Origin of the sequence: Streptomyces sp. NPDC059166 (assembly GCF_042755185.1) — a bacterium.
Classification (GTDB): Bacteria; Actinomycetota; Actinomycetes; order Streptomycetales; family Streptomycetaceae; genus Streptomyces.
Genome location: NZ_JBHZCI010000005.1, coordinates 145,339 through 162,252 on the forward strand (window position 1 = coordinate 145,339; position 16,914 = coordinate 162,252).

Sequence of the window (16,914 nt, forward strand, 5' to 3'; positions counted from 1 at the left end):
CCTTACTTCGCAGCCGCGGCGAGCTCGGCGGCCTTGTCGGCCGCGCCGTCCATGGTGTCCACACGCTGAACGAGCGGGTGGTTGGCGTCGGAGAGGATCTTGCGACCCAGCTCCGCGTTGTTGCCGTCGAGGCGCACGACCAGCGGCTTGGTGACGTCCTCGCCCTTGGACTTGAGGAGCTCCAGGGCCTGGACGATGCCGTTGGCGACCTCGTCGCAGGCGGTGATGCCGCCGAAGACGTTGACGAAGACGGACTTGACGTCCGAGTCGCCGAGGATGATCTCGAGGCCGTTCGCCATGACCTCGGCGGAGGCGCCGCCACCGATGTCGAGGAAGTTGGCGGGCTTCACGTTGCCGTGCTTCTCACCGGCGTACGCGACGACGTCCAGGGTCGACATGACCAGACCGGCACCGTTACCGATGATGCCGACCTCGCCCTCGAGCTTGACGTAGTTGAGGTTCTTGGCCTTGGCGGCAGCCTCGAGGGGGTTGGCCGCGGCCTTGTCCTCGAGCTCCTCGTGACCGGGCTGACGGAAGTCGGCGTTCTCGTCGAGAGACACCTTGCCGTCCAGGGCCAGGATGCGGCCGTCCTTGGTCTTCACCAGCGGGTTGACCTCGACGAGGAGCGCGTCCTCGGCGACGAAGGTGTCCCACAGGGTCACCATGGCCTCGGCGACGCCCTCGGCCACATCGGCGGGGAACTTCGCCTGGGCGACGATCTCGCGCGCCTTGGCGATGTCGACGCCGTCGACGGCGTTGACCGGGACCTTCGCGAGGGCCTCGGGGGTCTTCTCCGCGACCTCCTCGATGTCCATGCCGCCCTGCACCGACGCCATGGCGAGGAAGGTGCGGTTGGTGCGGTCAAGGAGGTACGAGACGTAGTACTCCGCCTCGATCTCCGGGGACAGCTCGGCGATCATCACCTTGTGGACCGTGTGGCCCTTGATGTCCATGCCGAGGATGTCGGTCGCGCGCGCGACCGCCTCGTCCGCGTCGGCCGCCAGCTTGACGCCGCCGGCCTTGCCGCGGCCGCCGACCTTCACCTGCGCCTTGACGACGGACTTGCCGCCCAGCCGCTCGGTCGCCTCGCGGGCTGCCTCAGGCGTGTCGATGACTTCACCGGCCAGCACCGGTACACCGTGCTTGGCGAAGAGGTCCCTCGCCTGGTACTCGAACAGGTCCACGCGCGTCCGTCCCTTTTAGTGGTCTCGCGGTTCGTTTTCTGCGTGGGCGTGCCGCGAGGGCAACGTGACTGCGCGGTCACAGGGGAGGCGCACAGGGTGACCCGGTACGCGGCATGTCCATCCGGCAGGTTATCCCCCGTGCCGCACCGGACCCTAAATTGCGGATCACACCTGAGCGGTGATAACGGTCACAGATCCCGCAGACGGCCCGGATGTCAAGGACAAAACGGCGTCCGCCGAAACCGGTCGGCGCTCCCCCGGAGACGGCCCCGGCCGGCGCGGCCCGGGTCACCCGGCGGTGTCCGGCACCGGCAGCGGGCGGCTCTCGATCGCGGCCGCCATGACCTCGGGGAAGAGATCGGGGGTGCAGGCGAAGGCGGGCGCGCCGAGCGCCGCCAGCGTCGCGGCGTGCTCCCGGTCGTAGGAGGGCGTGCCCTCGTCGGACAGCGCCAGCAGGGCCACGAGCCGCACCCCGGACGCCGTCATCGCCGCCGCGCGGGCGGCCATCTCGTCCCGGATCCCTCCCTCGTGCAGGTCGCTGACGAGGACGACGACGGTGTCCGCCGGACGGGTGATCCTCGACTGGCAGTAGGCGAGCGCGCGGTTGATGTCCGTGCCGCCGCCGAGCCGTGTACCGAACAGGACGTCGACCGGGTCGTCGAGCTGGTCGGTGAGATCGACGACCGACGTGTCGAACACGACGAGCCGCGTCGACAGGGCCCGCACGGAGGCGAGCACCGCCCCGAAGACGGCGGCGTGGACGACGGAGGCGGCCATCGAACCGGACTGGTCGACGCAGAGGATGACGTCCTTCTTCAGGAACCGGTCCGCCCGCCCGTAGCCGACGAGCCGCTCGGGGACCACCGTGCTTCCGCCGTCCGGGAGAGCCAGGGGTCTGCCGAGGTTGGCGCGGATCGTCCGGCCCCAGTCGATGTCCCGCGGGCGCGGTCTGCGCGCTCTCGCCGAGCGGTCCAGGGCACCGGTGAGCGTGGTCCTCGTGCGCGGGGCAAGTCTGCGCTCCAGGTCCTCGACGACTTTGCGTACGACCTTCCGGGCCGTCTCCTTCGTCGTCTCCGGCATCGCCTTGCCGAGGGAGAGCAGTGTGCCGACGAGGTGTACGTCGGGCTCGACGGCCTCCAGCAGCTCCGGCTCCAGCAGCAGGGCCCCGAGCCCGAGCCGGTCGATCGCGTCGCGCTGCATGACCTGGACGACCGTGCTCGGGAAGTACGTACGGATGTCGCCCAGCCAGCGCGCCACGGACGGCGCCGAGGCCCCGAGCCCGGCTGTCCGTCCCGTCCCGCCCCGGCCCTGGGGACGGTTCTCGCCGTACAGCGAGTCCAGCGCGTGATCGATCTGCGCGTCGCGCCCGGAGAGTGCCTGGCCCGTGGCCTCGGCCGCGTCCCCGCCGAGCACCAGGCGCCAGCGCCGCAGCCGCTCCCCTTCGGCGGTCGTGCCGTGCTCGCCCACCGGGCCCTCCCTCCCGCTCGTGTCCACCCCTGCGCCCTCCCCTCCCGTGTCCGACGTGTTCATCCGGTCGCCGCCCGCTGCCCGGGGAGGCCCGGACGGCCCGGTTGCGTACGGCCTTGCACTCCGGGCCCGAGCTCCGTGGGGCACGCGTCCGTCGGGTCCGACGCCGGGCGGTCAGGATCCGCGCCGCCGGGTTCCGTGCGGTCTGTCTCCGCGCGGCACGGCGGGTCGGGCGGGTCGAGACCGAGGAGCAGCCGGAGCACCGGGACGACCGCGTCGGCCCGCTCCTCGTCGAGTGCCGCGCCGAAGCCGGGCGCGGCGGGCGTGTCCTTCCCGCTTGCGTGCTCCGCCGCCCCGCCGCGGCGGACGAGGTCGCCCAGGGTGCGTCTGGCGCCGGGTGGGAAGGCCGCGAATGTGCGGCGCAGCAGGGGCAGTACGCCCGTGAACGCGTCGGCAGGCAGGCCGGTCAGCCAGGAGTCCACGAGCCTCCGCAACCGCTCGTCGTGGACCAGCAGCAGACCGCCGCCGGCCGCTCCGCCGAGGAAGCCTTCGATCCAGTCGGCGGCCTCGGCGGACGGGGTGCCCGGGGAGAGCGCCTGGCTCATCAGCCTCTCCGTCCCGGACTCGGTGAGCCGTCCGTCGTCCAGGAGGAGACGCGTGGCGCGGCCCCGGACCATCCCGGCGACGGCCTCCCTGACGGCGAGTCCGCGCAGCACCTCCACCCACCGCTCGGGGAGCCCCTCGGCCCCGTCGGCGCCGGCGAGCATGCCCATCGCCGTGTGCGTGCCGTCCAGCCTGCGCAACGCCTCCGCCGCCGCGTCGGGGGCGAGCCCGGTGCAGGCGGGAGGCAGGCCCACGCATACGCGTTCGGCGAGGCCGACGGCCACCGCCCCCAGTGCCGCGGTGCCGGTGGACCGGACGTCCCCGTAGCGCAGGGAGCGGGCCAGGGAGGGCAGGGCGTCGGCGAGGTGCCGGACGTCCGTGTCGAGGGCGGCCCGGTCCGCGAGGGCTCGCATCACGACGGGCAGCGCACGGGTCAGACCTGCCAGGAGACAGCGCTCGGCGAGCCCGGTGACCTCCGCGAGGACCCTGGCCGACACGGCGTCCGATTCGGCCTTGGCGGTCGCCGCGTCCAGCACGGTGGTGCCCCAGACCCCCGCTTCTGCGATCCGGACGAAGAGCTCCGGCTCCCAGCGCAGCCGCCAGCTCTCCCGGAACGTCCCGGTGCTCCCCCGGCCCGCCGCGGGTGCGCCCCAGTCCACCCCCAGGATCCGCAGCCGGTGCAGGAGACGGCTGCGGGCGGCGTCGGTGTCCTTGCGCAGGTCGAGCTCCAGCTCCCGCCGCGCCGCTTCGGGCCGCAGTCTCAGCCTGCGCTGCTGCTTGTCGAGATCGCGCTGGAGGGGGACGGCCGGAGCGGTGTCCGGCACCTCGCCCAGCGTCGTGCCGACGACGAGCTCGTCGCGCACGAGGGCCAGCGGTACGTCGGACCCCTCGCACATGACGGCCCTGACCGCGTCGGTGGCCTCGGCCAGGCCCACGGCAGGACGGCCGCGCACGACCGCAAGGGCATCCGCGAGCCTGACCGCCTCGATGACATCGGCCCCGGACACGGGCCGGTCGGCGTCACGCAGGAGACCGGCGGTCCGCGTCATCCAGCGTTCGACCGGACGGTCGGGGGAGGCGAACAGGTGCGCGTACCAGCCGGGGGAATCGATCCCCGCGCCGTATCCGCTGTACCGGGAGAGCCGGCGATGGGTCCAGGGCACCCAGGTCAGCTCCACCCTGACCTTGGGCATTCCCCTGAGCAGGGCGCGGTCGGCGGCGACCTTGGCCCCGGAGGCGAGCGCGGGCACGTGCCACGCTCCGCAGACCACCGCCACACGGTCCCCGAACTCCTTGCGGGCCGCGCGCAAACGCAGGCGCATGCAGGCCTCCCGCACCGCTTCCTGCGGGTGGCCGCCGTCCCCGTGAGCCTCCCGCAGTGCCGTCATCGCCTCGGCAAGAGCGGCGAATGGGGCGCACGGGTCCGCCGGCGGCCGGCCGTCCGCGCCCCGGTGCTCGACGACGTCCTCCCACCAGCCCTCCGGGTCGTCGTGCCCCGCGGTCCGGGCGAGTATCCGGATCGGGTCGATGGCCCGGTCCTCCCCGGCCCCTTCCTCCCGCCGGTCGGTCAGCGCGAGGGAGTGGGCGGCCGGCAGGTCCATGAATCTGACGGGGACTCCGCGGGCCAGTGACCAGCGGATCGCCACCCACTCGGGAGAGAAGTCCGCGAAGGGCCAGAACGCCGAGCGGCCCGGGTCGTCCACGGCGTGGGCGAGCAGCGCGACCGGCGGGCGCATCCGGAGGTGTCCCGCGAGCGGCAGCAACGCGTCGCCCTCGGGCGGGCCTTCGACGAGTACCGCGGCAGGCCGCACGGATTCCAGCGCGGCCAGGACCGCCCGGGCGGAACCGGGGCCGTGGTGACGTACGCCCAGCAGCAGCGGCCCCTCGGAGGCCCGGACCGCCATGGACGGGTCCCCGGTGGACGGGGTGCCGGTGGACGGGACACCGGTGGACGGGTCCCCGGTGGACGGGGTGCCGGTGGACGGGGTGCCGGTGGACGGGACACCGGTGGACGGGTCCCCGGTGGACGGGGTGCCGGAGCGGGTCATCCGGCCTCCTCCCGGCAGGCACGGTAGAAGTCCTTCCAGTCCGCGCGCTCGCGGACGACGGTCTCCAGGTACTCCTGCCAGACGACCCGGTCCGCGACGGGGTCGCGGAGGACCGCGCCGATGACACCTGCGGCGAGGTCCCCCGGCCGGAGCACGCCGTCCCCGAAATGGGCTGCCAGGGCGAGCCCTCCGGTCACGACGGAGATGGCCTCGGCCGTGGACAGTGTCCCGGAGGGGGACTTGAGTGTGGTGCGGCCGTCCGTGGTGACGCCGTCGCGCAGTTCACGGAAGACCGTGACGACGCGCCGGATCTCGGCGAGGCCGTCGGGCACCGAGGGGAGGTCGAGCGCGCGTCCCATCCCGGCCACCCGGCGGGACACGATGTCGACCTCGGCCTCGGGAGTGGCCGGCAGCGGGAGCACCACGGTGTTGAACCTCCGGCGCAGCGCACCGGACAGCTCGTTGACCCCGCGGTCCCGGTCGTTCGCCGTGGCCACCAGGTTGAACCCCCTGACCGCCTGAACCTCCTGGCCGAGCTCGGGGACGGGAAGGGTCTTCTCCGAGAGGATCGTGATGAGGGCGTCCTGCACGTCGGCCGGGATACGGGTGAGCTCCTCCACCCGGGCGGTCATGCCCTCGGCCATCGCACGCATGACGGGGCTCGGCACGAGTGCCTCACGGCTGGGGCCGTGCGCCAGCAGCTGCGCGTAGTTCCATCCGTAGCGCACGGCCTCCTCGGGTGTGCCCGCGGTTCCCTGCACGAGGAGGGTCGAGTCGCCGCTGACTGCTGCGGCCAGATGCTCGGACACCCATGTCTTGGCCGTCCCCGGGACACCGAGGAGCAGCAGTGCCCGGTCCGTCGCGAGCGTGGTGACGGCGACCTCGACAAGGCGTCTCGGGCCCACGTACTTCGGTGTGATCACCGTGCCGTCCGGGAGGGTCCCGCCCAGCAGATACGTGGCGACGGCCCACGGCGAGAGCTTCCAACGCGCGGGCCGTGGACGGTCGTCGGCGGCGGCGAGCGCCTTCAGTTCATCGGCGAAGGCATGCTCCGCATGCGGCCTCAGCGCCTCGCCGACGGATTCCTTGGTCTGTACGGGCACGGTCATTCATCCCCCTCCGGATCGGTCGATCCGATGCTGTCCCCACCGTGCACCACGGCACTGACATCGCCGTCGGTGTCCGAGCGCGGTGGCACCGACATCGCTGCCGGCATCCCGGCCCGAGGGCGGCGGCACCAGGCCGTGCCCGACGCCCCGCCGGGTCGCCCTCCCCCTCGTCACGTACGGTCCCGGGCGCTCTGCTCACGGCTCCGGCCGGGCGGAACGCGACCTGTCCGGCGCCCCTCCCGACACCCCTGCCGCCCCGGGCCGGTGCCCGCCCCGGCGAGGAACACATGCGCGCTCGGCCGCGGGCCGGGCGCCGTGCCCCTGCACGGACTCGCGGCCCGGCCGCCGGGGAGCCGCGACCACCGGGACCTGAGGATCAGCATCGATGTCAGTGGTCCCGTCTACCGTCGTTCCCATGGTGCTATCTCACGGGGGAGAACGCGGGCGGGCCACCGAACCGGTGTCCCAGGTCCCGTCGGAGCACGCGCCGGGAAGCGATCCTGACGCGGCCTCACGCGCGGCCGCTCGCCGCGCCGGGCGCAGGGCCGAGCGCATCACTGCGGGCGCACAGGAGCTGGAACGGCGGCTGGCCGACCTGCTGCGCGGAGGCCTCGCGGCGGCCGAACGGCCGGATTTCGGGCTGTGGGAGGAGACCGCGGCCCGCATGGTCGACGCCCAGGCGCCGGGACTCGCTTCACGGGTACGTGATTTGGGCACGGTAGCGGCGTCGGGGCCCGGCTGGCCCGGGCGGCTCCTCGAGGAGTGCGCTCTCCTGCATCTGCTGGACTCGGCGTGGTTCGGGGTCGGAGGACTCCCCCGCCCGCTGGCGGCGACGGTCCGCGCACGCGTGGGCCTGACGGCCTCAGCCGACGACCCCGCCCTCAGGGACCGCTGGCTGGTCCTCGCACGGTACGACACCCCGGACGGACGGATCGTCACCCGCCGTACATGGCTGCAGGGTCGCCGGTCACGACGGATCGTGCTGCTGCTGTCGTACGTGGCGCCGGGGCGCGCCCCCGCTCAGGCCCTGCCGGTGGGCGCGGTGATCGACGCCGAGATGACGCCCTATCCGAGCGGGGCAGGACTCCGCGCCGAGCTGGGAACACGGTTCACCGAGCCCGTCGCCGCCGACGAGCCACCAGCGGGGGTCACGGCGGCCGAGGCTCTGACCGCCTACGGACACGCCCTGCGGGACGATCCCTGGCTGGACGCCTGGCCCGCCGTCCTGCGGGATGTCATACCCGTGCCGTCGGGGGACGGCTGGCAGCTCACCGGCGCGGCCGACGGGTCCTCGCTGCCGGTGACGCCCGCAGCCTTGAGCCGCCCGGGCCTGTGGACACTCGTGGCCCTCTCCGGCGGCGGACCTCTGACGGTCTTCGGCGAGTGCGGGCACCGCGGGTTCGACCCTCGCGCGGCCTGGTGCCCGGACGACGGCGCCGCGAACACGCCTGTGGTGCTCGCCTGAAACCACCCCTGTTCCTGCCGGCAGGCGAACGCCGTGGACACCGCGCTCCGCACTCGGTACGCCCTACCCACGACAGACGTACGCACCACATCGCACACCCTCCTGCCCGCCACTCATCGCACGCCACCCGCCGCACGGCGCATACCGCACGTACCTGACGGATCACAGGCCGACGGGCCGGAGGAGGCCGGGGAGAGGCAGCCCCTCTCCGGACGAGGCCGGGGAGAGGCCGTAGCCCCTCCCACCCGTCGATCGCTCCACGCCCGAAGCCCAGAGCTCACGGCCCACGCCAAGGCCCACGGCTCCAGCCCACAGGAAGGGTCCCGATGTCCACGACCGCCCCAACCGGTGCCCCCGTGAACGCCACGTGGGACGAGCTGGTCACCTCCGCGCTGCTCGGCACCGACCGGCGCCCGCTCCCCCGGGCGGACGGCTCCGCCCCCACACCGGCCGAACTCCTGGCCACCGCGGCCGTGCACACCGTGCGGCGCAGGGCGGCGCTGCGGCCGGGGGCGGCGGCCGCGGAGCCGCTCGCACCCGCGCCCGCAGACCCGCGGCCGTCCCTGCCCGCGGCCGCCCGGCGCAGACTCGCGCGACTGCTCGCCGACCGTTCGTCCCCGCCGAACGGCCGCAGAGGAACGGCTCCCGACCTCACCGAACTCATCCCCCAGTGGCTGGCGTCCGCGAGCGCGCACGGGTACCGCGCGCCCGCCGAACTGCTGCCACCCCTGCTGGACGCGGCGCGAGCCCGCACGGACCTCCGTCCCTACGTCCTGCCGTTCGCCGGACCGCGCGGGCTCTGGCTGGCCGCTCTCAATCCGGAGTGGCGATTCGCGCTGCGCCCGTCCTCCCGTGGCGCCCAGCGCCCGGACATATCCGATCCCGAGGTGGTGCGTGTGCTCTGGGAGGAAGGGCTCTTCGCCGAACGGGTCGCCCTGCTCGGAGCCCTGCGGGAGCGGGATCCCGGCGAAGCCCGAAGCCTGCTCACCAGCACCTGGACCACCGAGCGCGCCGAGGACCGGCTGATGTTCCTGGATTCGCTGCGCTCCGGGCTCTCGCACGCCGACGAGGACTTCCTGGAACAGGCACTGGCGGACCGGAGTCGCAACGTCCGCGCCACCGCTGCCGAGTTGCTCTCCGCGCTTCCCGGCTCCCGGCTCGCCAGGCGCATGGCGGCTCGTGCCATGTCCTGCGTGAACCCCGACCGTACGGAGGGGGCGGTGTCCATCGCCGTCGAAGCACCGCACGAGTGCGACCCCGCGATGCAACGCGACGGCGTGGTTCCGGCACCCCCTCAAGGGCGCGGCGAACGCTCCTGGTGGCTCAGCCAGTTGGTGGAATCGGCCCCCCTGGGGATCTGGCGCGGGAGGTTCGACGGGCGGACGGCGCACGAGCTCGTATCCCTGCCTGTCGCCGACGGCTGGGAAGGCGAACTGCACGCGGCCTGGTGCCGCGCGGCCGTACGACAGAGCGACGGCGAGTGGGCGCGGGCACTGCTCGGCACACCCTCGACACCTCCGGCGAACGGTCCGGGAACCGCGTCGCTGGCGGAGCGGTCTCAGCTCCTCGCCATCCTGCCTCCGGCCGAACGGGCCTTGTGGGTAGCCGATTTCATATCGGCCCACGGCCTGTCCGAGGCGTTCCAGCTCCTCGGGGTCTGCTCCGTCCCCTGGGACGGAGCTCTCGGCCGTGCGGTGGTCGACGCGCTGGACATCGCCCGGGACGCGGGAAGCTATCCCTGGAGCTTCAGCGGAGTCATGGGACTCGCCGAACGATGTCTGAATCCGGCCGAGGCGGACCGGCTCGCGGTCCTCACCACCACCCCCGACGAACCGGCGGACGCCTCCCCCGGCGCGGGCGGTTACTGGTCGGAGGCCTTCCAGCGCCTGGTGTCCACGCTGCGCCTGCGCGCCGAGATGGAGGCGGAGCTGGCTGGGACGCAGGCGGAGCCGGCTGGGGAGGGCGCGGCTCGATGAGGCCGCCTGACGCATCTGGCCGGTTCCACCTGCCCGATCGCACCCGCCGCAGCGCGTCAGCGCCGGCCGCGCGCCCCCGGATGTGCCCCGTCGTGGCAGAGGAACGTCCCGACGCGGCCGCAGCCACGCCGCAGCCGAGTGGACTGCGCCTGCCGGCGCGGGACACAACACCCGGAGTGACCGGCGTCCCGTACCCCGCAACGACGGCCACGGACCAGCACTCCGCGGCAGCATGCCGTGCCGACGGACACGGGCCCGGACCGCTGGACCGGCACCACCTGTCCACAGTCGCGGGCGAGCGGCCCCGGGCCGGTTCGTCCTGAGCCGAGGCCCCCGGGCGGAACACCGGGCACCGGACACCGAGCGCACAGCACCCGGACCCGGCCCCAGGCCATGGCACCGGAGCGCCGTTCCGGGCCGGCTCCCCGCCCCGTCGGCCCCTCCGGGAGGGCTCAGGCCCCCGCCGGCTGCCGGACGTGGGCGTTTACCCAGTCGACGATCGAGGCGGTCGTGGCACCCGGGGTGAAGATCTCCGCGACACCGAGCTCCTTCAGCGGGGAGATGTCCCCCTCCGGGATGATGCCGCCACCGAACACCTTGATGTCCTCCGCCTCGCGCTCCTTCAACAGCTCGATGACCTTGGCGAAGAGCGTGTTGTGGGCGCCGGAGAGGATCGAGAGCCCGATGGCGTCGGCATCCTCCTGGATCGCCGTGTCCACGATCTGCTCCGGGGTCTGGTGAAGCCCCGTGTAGATGACCTCCATGCCCGCGTCCCGCAGCGCCCGCGCGATCACCTTCGCCCCACGGTCATGGCCGTCGAGGCCCGGCTTGGCCACCACCACACGAATCGGACCGGTCACACCCATCAATGCCTCCACATGCGTTTCCCGCGCCCCGAGGGCCGGTGATGTGAACGAACGTTATCCACAGCATCCCGCACGGTGCTGTTTCGCGGTGGACCGGGAGGGGGAAATCACACAGAGGGACATGTTCGCCGGCGTCGATTCCCGCACCGAGCGGCTCACGGGCCGCGCGGGAAGCGGCGTCGAGGGAGCCGCAACGAGGTCGCCGTACCACCGTGCCGTCAGCCGCACGGCACGGTGGTACGGCCTCCGGCGTCAGGGCGCCGGTCCTCCTCCGAAGCGACCCCGTGAGGGCGTGCGGGACAGGGAGCCGCCTCCCCGCGTGCCAGTGCAGGAGGTCGGCCCATGCAGGTCCTGTCCTTCCTACCCCCACTGCTGCGCAGGCAGTGCCTGCGCCCCGCGTGGCTGTCGTCGACGCTGCTCAGGGCGACCGCTCTCGAACTGGTCGTACTCGCCGGTCACGTGCTCATCTACCCGTCCGGCCTCGCCCCGGAGCGCCGCCGGCCCACGCCCGCGCCACTGCCCGGCGGCCCGGGCCCTCGTCCGCACGTACGCGACGGCGGCCACGGCGACGAGGACCCGGCCGGCCGCAGGAGGAGGGCCGGAGCGGACAAGGAGGACGGTCCGACCGCGGTCACCGGCTCCGGCGGGATCACCCGTCCGGCGGACGCCACCCGTGCCACCCCCCTGCCCACCTCGGCCGACGACCGGCCACCCGTAGTCCTGCTCCACGGGTTCATCGACAACCGTTCGGTGTTCGTCCTGCTCCGGCGCTCCCTGGCACGGCACGGCTGGCGCCACGTGGAGTCGCTCAACTACTCCCCGCTGACCTGCGACATCCGCACGGCGGCCGAGTTGCTGGACCGCCATGTCGAGGAGATCTGCGCCCGCACGGGCAGCAGAGAGATCGACATCGTCGGCCACAGCCTCGGTGGGCTCATCGCCCGCTACTACGTGCAGCGCCTCGGTGGGGACCGCCGGGTGCGCACGCTCGTCACCCTCGGTACGCCGCACGGCGGCACGGCAGCCGCCCCCCTCGCGGGCGCACATCCCATCGTCCGACAGATGCGCGGCGGCTCCGACCTGATCGGAGAGCTTCGCCGTCCCGCCCCCGGGTGCCGGACCCGCTTCGTCAGCTTCTGGAGCGAACTGGACCGGGTGATGCTTCCGGTCGAGACGGCCTGTGTGGACCATCCGGACCTCGACGCGGTGAACGTGCGCGTCACCGGTATCGGCCATCTGGCCCTGCCGGTGCATCCTGCGGTGGCGTCCGCGATCCGTCAGGCGCTCGAGTCGGGCGGGACGGTCACCGGCATCGCCGACGCGGCCTCCGTGGCCTGACATCCGACGCACAACCGCCGCGACCGGGCTTCCGCCGACGCGCGACCGCCCCGGCCCGCCATCCGACGCGCAACCGCCAAGACCGGCTTCCGCCCACGCCCGGCCCCCATGACCCGGCTTCCGCCTACGCCCGGTCTCCATGACCCGGCTTCCGCAGCCGCCCGGCCTCCGTGCCCCCGGCTTCCGCCGGCGCGCGCGACCGCCGTGTCCGGGCATCCGACACCGTCTCCGTGGCCCGGCATCCGGCGCGGATCGGCCACGAATCACCCACCGAATAGAACAACCCTCGAACATAGGGCCAAGGCTCTGTGGACAGTCCGCCGAAAGACGGCCGATTGCCCCTTTCCCGAGCCGCCGGGAGCCCTCGAAGATTGTCGTCCCCTCCTACCGCCGGGTACAGTCGCGGCCACTGCTCACCCGGGGTCCCCCGATCCGGCCCCCGGAACAGGTCCTGCTGCCGAGGCGAGAGAGAAGTTGGTGAACGACCAGCACCCCCACGCCGGGTATGCCGGATACGACAGTCCTTCCACCGGCAGCTTCGACACCGACCCGCTCTTCGGGTCCTTGCCGGGCCAGTACGACGGCAGCCACGAGACGACGTACGGCGGCGGCTACGCCCCTGCGTACGAGGCCGGTTACGGCGACGGCTACGACACCGGCCAGTGGGACACCGGCGCACATCGGCAGGCCTCCTACGACGCCTACGGCGCGCAGGCCCACCCGCAGATGTCCCAGACCTACGACACGACCGGCACCTGGATGCCCGGTCCGGCGGCCACCGCGGACGGCGCCGCGGGTGAGTGGGACGTGGCCGGCCGGCACTCCGGCACCGACGGCGAGTGGGCGGCGGGGGACACCGGCGCCTTCCCCACCACCACGTTCGACACCACGGCCTATGCGACCGGCTCCTATGCCGCTCCCGCCTTCGGGACCTCCGAGCACGAGAACTACGCACCCGACACAGGGACGTTCGACGCCACCGCCTGGAACACCGGCGCCGCGCCCGAGAGTGCCGCGTACCCCCCCGAACAGACTTCGTACCCCTTGCACGACCAGGACACGGCCTCCTACCAGGCATACGGGGCGGCGGACTTCGCCCCGCCCGGCGACACCGGCGCCCACGGCCTCCTGGACCCGTCGGACGTCGGCCCGTACGAGCACACCGACGCGTACGACCACGGCAGCCCGTTCGACCACGCCGGCCCCATCGGTACGTCCGCCGCGGACGCCACCGACGGCCCCGACGGCCCGGGCCTGGAGCCCGACGGGTACGCCGAGACACGGAGCGAGGCAGGCGAGGACGACGGGACCGCCCCCCTCCCGGACGCACTCGACACCACCCACGACGCCGCCCACCCGTCGGTCTCCGCACGCACGGCGGGCCGGCCGGTCGGCCCGCGTGGTGGCGGCCGGGGCAGGCGCCGCACCCCGGCGAAGCGTTCCGCTCTGCTCACCGTCGCCGTGCCCTCCGCATGCGTGATGAGCGTCGCGGGCATCGCAGCCGCTTCCGTCGGCGGGGTCGGTGACGCCGAGGAGACGAAGGACGAGACGACGTCCATGGCCGCGGCCGACGTCGTCAAGCCTGCCGTGGCCAACAACAAGCTGGACGCCCAGCTCGCCAACCTCAGTGCCGACGCCGAGAACTTCGCCGACCGTGCGAGCCGCACCCAGGAGCGCATCGACCTGAAGGAGCGCCAGGCGGCGGAGAAGAAGAAGCGCGAGGAGGAGGCCGCCCGCCGGGAGGCCCTGCGGCCCAAGTTCGTCCTGCCCGTGAAGCAGCACGGTCTGAGCGCCATGTACGGTCAGGCCGGCGTGAACTGGATGTCCGTGCACACCGGCATCGACTTCCCCGTCTCCTACGGGACTCCCGTGATGGCGGCGACCGACGGCACCGTGCGCACCCAGTGGAACAGCGCCTACGGGAACATGGCGATCGTCACCTCGCCCGACGGCACCGAGACCTGGTACTGCCACCTCAGCTCCACCAGGATCCGTTCGGGCTCGGTGAAGGCGGGCGACGTCATCGCCTACTCGGGGAGCTCCGGCAACTCCACCGGCCCGCACCTCCACTTCGAGGTCCGGCCGGGCGGGGGCTCCGCGATCGACCCGATGCCCTGGCTCCGCAGCCACGGACTCAACCCGAACTGACACCGCCCCGGCCAGAGGGACGGACAACCACAGCACGCACGGAGGGCTCCGGCCCCGCACCTCCCTAGAGGGAGGGCGGGGCCGGAGCCCTCCGCGTGGCGGCCGCACCCCCCACGGGGCGCGCCGCCCGCGCTCACAGCTTCTCGACCGGCGCGTACCGCAGCAGCAGCTTCTTGGGCCGCTCGTCCCCGAAGTCGACCGTGGCCTTGGCCTGGTCACCGAAGCCGTCGACCGCCGTCACCGTGCCCAGCCCGAACTGGTCGTGCGTGACGCGGTCGCCGACCACGAGGGTGACGACCGGCTTCTCCGAGGTACGCCGGGTCGCGAATCCCGACGGTCCCGACTTCGCACGCGACGCGGACAGCGACGAGGTGATGCCGGACGTCGGCCCCGCCGGAGCGGCCATCGGGCCCTTCCGCTTCCACTCCAGGTGCTCGTCCGGGATCTCCTCGAGGAACCGTGACGGCGGGTTGTACGAGGGCTGCCCCCACGCACTGCGCATCGCCGCCCGGGTCAGGTACAGCCGCTCGCGGGCCCTGGTGATTCCCACATAGGCGAGCCGGCGCTCCTCCTCCAGCTCCTTGACCTGCCCCAGTGCCCGCATGTGCGGGAAGACGCCGTCCTCCATCCCCGTCAGGAAGACCACGGGGAATTCGAGGCCCTTGGCCGTGTGCAGGGTCATCAGGGTGATGACACCGGAGCCGTCCTCGTCCTCGTCCGGGATCTGGTCGGAGTCCGCGACGAGCGCCACCTTCTCCAGGAACTCGGCGAGAGTCCCCGCGCCCTCGTCATCGGCCCGGTCCTGCTCGAACTCGAGGGCGACGGCGGCGAGCTCCTGGAGGTTCTCGATCCGGGTCTCGTCCTGCGGGTCGGTGGAGGCCTGCAGCTCGGCGAGGTAACCGGTGCGCTCCATGACCGCCTCCAGCACCACGGCCGGTCCGGCGCCGGACTCGACGATCGTGCGGAGCTCCTCCATGAGCGTGTTGAAGCGCTTCACGGCGTTGGCCGAGCGGGCCGCCATCCCGTACGCCTCGTCGACGCGGCGCAGCGCCTGCGGGAAGGAGATCTTCTCGCGCATCGACAGCGCGTCGATCATCGCCTCGGCCCGGTCGCCGATCCCGCGCTTGGGCACGTTGAGGATGCGGCGCAGCGGCACGGTGTCCTCGGGGTTGGCCAGGACCCGGAGGTACGCGAGTACGTCCCGGACCTCCTTGCGCTCGTAGAAGCGCACCCCGCCGACAACCTTGTACGGGAGCCCCACGCGGATGAAGATCTCCTCGAAGACACGGGACTGCGCGTTGGTGCGGTAGAAGACGGCGACGTCTCCCGCCTTCGCCTCCCCCGCGTCCGTCAGCCGGTCGATCTCGTCGGCGACGAACTGCGCCTCGTCGTGCTCGGTGTCGGCGACGTAGCCCGCGATCCGGGTGCCGGCTCCGGCGTTCGTCCAGAGGTTCTTGGGGCGGCGGCTCTCGTTGCGCTCGATCACGGCGTTGGCCGCGGAGAGGATCGTCTGGGTGGAGCGGTAGTTCTGCTCCAGCATGATCGTGGTCGCGTCCGGATAGTCCTCCTCGAACTGGAGGATGTTGCGGATGGTCGCGCCGCGGAAGGCGTAGATCGACTGGTCCGCGTCACCGACGACGCACAGCTCTCCGGGGGCGTCGCCCTCGCCGGCGGGGCCGACCAGCTCGCGCACCAGCGTGTACTGGGCGTGGTTGGTGTCCTGGTACTCGTCGACCAGGACGTGCCGGAAGCGGCGCCGGTAGTGCTCGGCGACATCGGGGAAGGCCTGCAGCAGGTGGACCGCGGTCATGATGATGTCGTCGAAGTCGAGGGCGTTGGCCTCGCGCAGCCGCGCCTGGTAGAGCGCGTACGCCTGGGCCAGCGTCTTCTCGAAGCCGTCGGCAGCCTGGCCCGCGAAGGTCTCCTCGTCGATGAGCTCGTTCTTGAGGTTGGAGACCTTCGCCGTGAACGACTTCGGCGGGTAGCGCTTGGGGTCCAGGTCCAGATCGCGGCAGACCAGCGCCATCAGGCGCTTGGAGTCGGCGGCGTCGTAGATCGAGAACGACGAGGTGAAGCCGAGCCGCTTCGACTCCCGACGCAGGATCCGCACACAGGCACTGTGGAAGGTCATGACCCACATCGCGTTGGCGCGCGGACCGACGAGGTCCTCCACGCGCTCCTTCATCTCACCGGCGGCCTTGTTGGTGAACGTGATCGCGAGGATCTGCCCGGGGTGGACGCCCCGCTCGGCCAGCAGATGGGCGATCCGGTGGGTCAGCACCCTGGTCTTGCCCGATCCGGCCCCGGCGACGATGAGCAGCGGGGAGCCGGCGTGCACCACGGCGGCGCGCTGCTCGGTGTTCAGCCCTTCGAGCAGCGCCGCCGGGTCGATCACGGGGCGCGGTGCGCCGTCGCGGTAGTAGGCGTCACGCGGCGGCGGAGGCGCGTCGAAGACGTCCTCGAAGAGACCCTCGGGCACCGCCTCGGGCGCGTGCTCCTCGGGCGGCGGCGGGGGGCCGTCCTCGCCCTGCTGGAGGCCGGTCAGGAAACTGTCGTCAAAGAGGCTGCTCATCGCCTCACGAGTCTAGGCGGCCGCACCGACAGCCCGGGCCGCATCGGCGACAAGGGCCGCGCACCCGTACGCGTAACAGGACGGAGCGCCCACGGAGCGTGAGATTCCGGGGGCGGAACCGGCCACGCCGGCCGTCAC

Annotated in this window: 10 protein-coding genes; 4 read left to right on the forward strand and 6 right to left on the reverse strand. The window is 72.8% G+C overall.

Translation table 11 applies throughout. The features are described 5' to 3' along the window. Positions 1-2: 2 nt before the first annotated feature. From sucC to ACFXOA_RS05835, 4 genes are all read right to left on the reverse strand, one after another. Positions 3-1,184: an ADP-forming succinate--CoA ligase subunit beta gene (gene sucC / locus ACFXOA_RS05820; RefSeq protein ID WP_362538653.1), complete on the reverse strand. Its 1,182-nt coding sequence runs from the start codon at positions 1,182-1,184 to the stop codon at positions 3-5. Positions 1,185-1,472: 288 nt separating this feature from the next. Next, positions 1,473-2,651, reverse strand: a complete 1,179-nt coding sequence (locus tag ACFXOA_RS05825; RefSeq protein WP_385023000.1) for a VWA domain-containing protein — start codon at positions 2,649-2,651, stop codon at positions 1,473-1,475. Positions 2,652-2,710: 59 nt separating this feature from the next. Then, the gene (locus ACFXOA_RS05830) at positions 2,711-5,158 is read right to left on the reverse strand and encodes a DUF5682 family protein (protein WP_385023150.1); all 2,448 of its coding nucleotides are present in this window, start codon (positions 5,156-5,158) and stop codon (positions 2,711-2,713) included. 140 nt (positions 5,159-5,298) lie between these two features. Beyond that, entirely contained in the window at positions 5,299-6,411 is a 1,113-nt protein-coding gene (locus tag ACFXOA_RS05835) for an AAA family ATPase (protein WP_385023002.1), read from the reverse strand. Positions 6,412-6,796: 385 nt separating this feature from the next. On the opposite strand from ACFXOA_RS05835, the gene ACFXOA_RS05840 reads away from it, so the two are divergent. Together ACFXOA_RS05840 and ACFXOA_RS05845 are read left to right on the forward strand one after the other, a co-directional pair. Beyond that, a complete protein-coding gene (locus ACFXOA_RS05840; protein WP_385023004.1) occupies positions 6,797-7,876 on the forward strand; it encodes a hypothetical protein in 1,080 nt (359 codons plus the stop codon). A gap of 326 nt (positions 7,877-8,202) precedes the next feature. After that, positions 8,203-9,852: a DUF5691 domain-containing protein gene (locus ACFXOA_RS05845; RefSeq protein ID WP_385023006.1), complete on the forward strand. Its 1,650-nt coding sequence runs from the start codon at positions 8,203-8,205 to the stop codon at positions 9,850-9,852. Between the two features lie 452 nt (positions 9,853-10,304). Here ACFXOA_RS05845 and ACFXOA_RS05850 read toward each other — a convergent pair whose 3' ends face one another. Beyond that, positions 10,305-10,718, reverse strand: a complete 414-nt coding sequence (locus ACFXOA_RS05850; protein ID WP_385023008.1) for a cobalamin B12-binding domain-containing protein — start codon at positions 10,716-10,718, stop codon at positions 10,305-10,307. A 342-nt stretch (positions 10,719-11,060) separates the two neighbouring features. Here ACFXOA_RS05850 and ACFXOA_RS05855 point away from each other — a divergent pair, with 342 nt between their 5' ends. After that, positions 11,061-12,056, forward strand: coding sequence for an esterase/lipase family protein (locus ACFXOA_RS05855; RefSeq protein ID WP_385023010.1), 996 nt, complete (start codon positions 11,061-11,063; stop codon positions 12,054-12,056). Between the two features lie 477 nt (positions 12,057-12,533). Next, complete coding sequence (locus ACFXOA_RS05860) at positions 12,534-14,204, forward strand: M23 family metallopeptidase (RefSeq protein ID WP_385023012.1); 1,671 nt, start codon at positions 12,534-12,536, stop codon at positions 14,202-14,204. Positions 14,205-14,337: 133 nt separating this feature from the next. On the opposite strand, the gene pcrA is transcribed toward ACFXOA_RS05860, so the two are convergent. After that, complete coding sequence (pcrA, locus tag ACFXOA_RS05865) at positions 14,338-16,776, reverse strand: DNA helicase PcrA (RefSeq protein WP_385023014.1); 2,439 nt, start codon at positions 16,774-16,776, stop codon at positions 14,338-14,340. Positions 16,777-16,914 lie beyond the last annotated feature (138 nt).

Bases quoted from the DNA above. Each gene is read 5' to 3' on its own strand.
- ACFXOA_RS05835 (WP_385023002.1), bottom strand. From the start codon at position 6,411: ATGACCGTGCCCGTACAGACCAAGGAATCCGTCGGCGAGGCGCTGAGG.
- ACFXOA_RS05855 (WP_385023010.1), top strand. From the start codon at position 11,061: ATGCAGGTCCTGTCCTTCCTACCCCCACTGCTGCGCAGGCAGTGCCTG.
- ACFXOA_RS05830 (WP_385023150.1), bottom strand. From the start codon at position 5,158: ATGGCGGTCCGGGCCTCCGAGGGGCCGCTGCTGCTGGGCGTACGTCAC.
- pcrA (WP_385023014.1), bottom strand. From the start codon at position 16,776: ATGAGCAGCCTCTTTGACGACAGTTTCCTGACCGGCCTCCAGCAGGGC.
- ACFXOA_RS05850 (WP_385023008.1), bottom strand. From the start codon at position 10,718: ATGGGTGTGACCGGTCCGATTCGTGTGGTGGTGGCCAAGCCGGGCCTC.
- ACFXOA_RS05840 (WP_385023004.1), top strand. From the start codon at position 6,797: ATGTCAGTGGTCCCGTCTACCGTCGTTCCCATGGTGCTATCTCACGGG.
- ACFXOA_RS05845 (WP_385023006.1), top strand. From the start codon at position 8,203: ATGTCCACGACCGCCCCAACCGGTGCCCCCGTGAACGCCACGTGGGAC.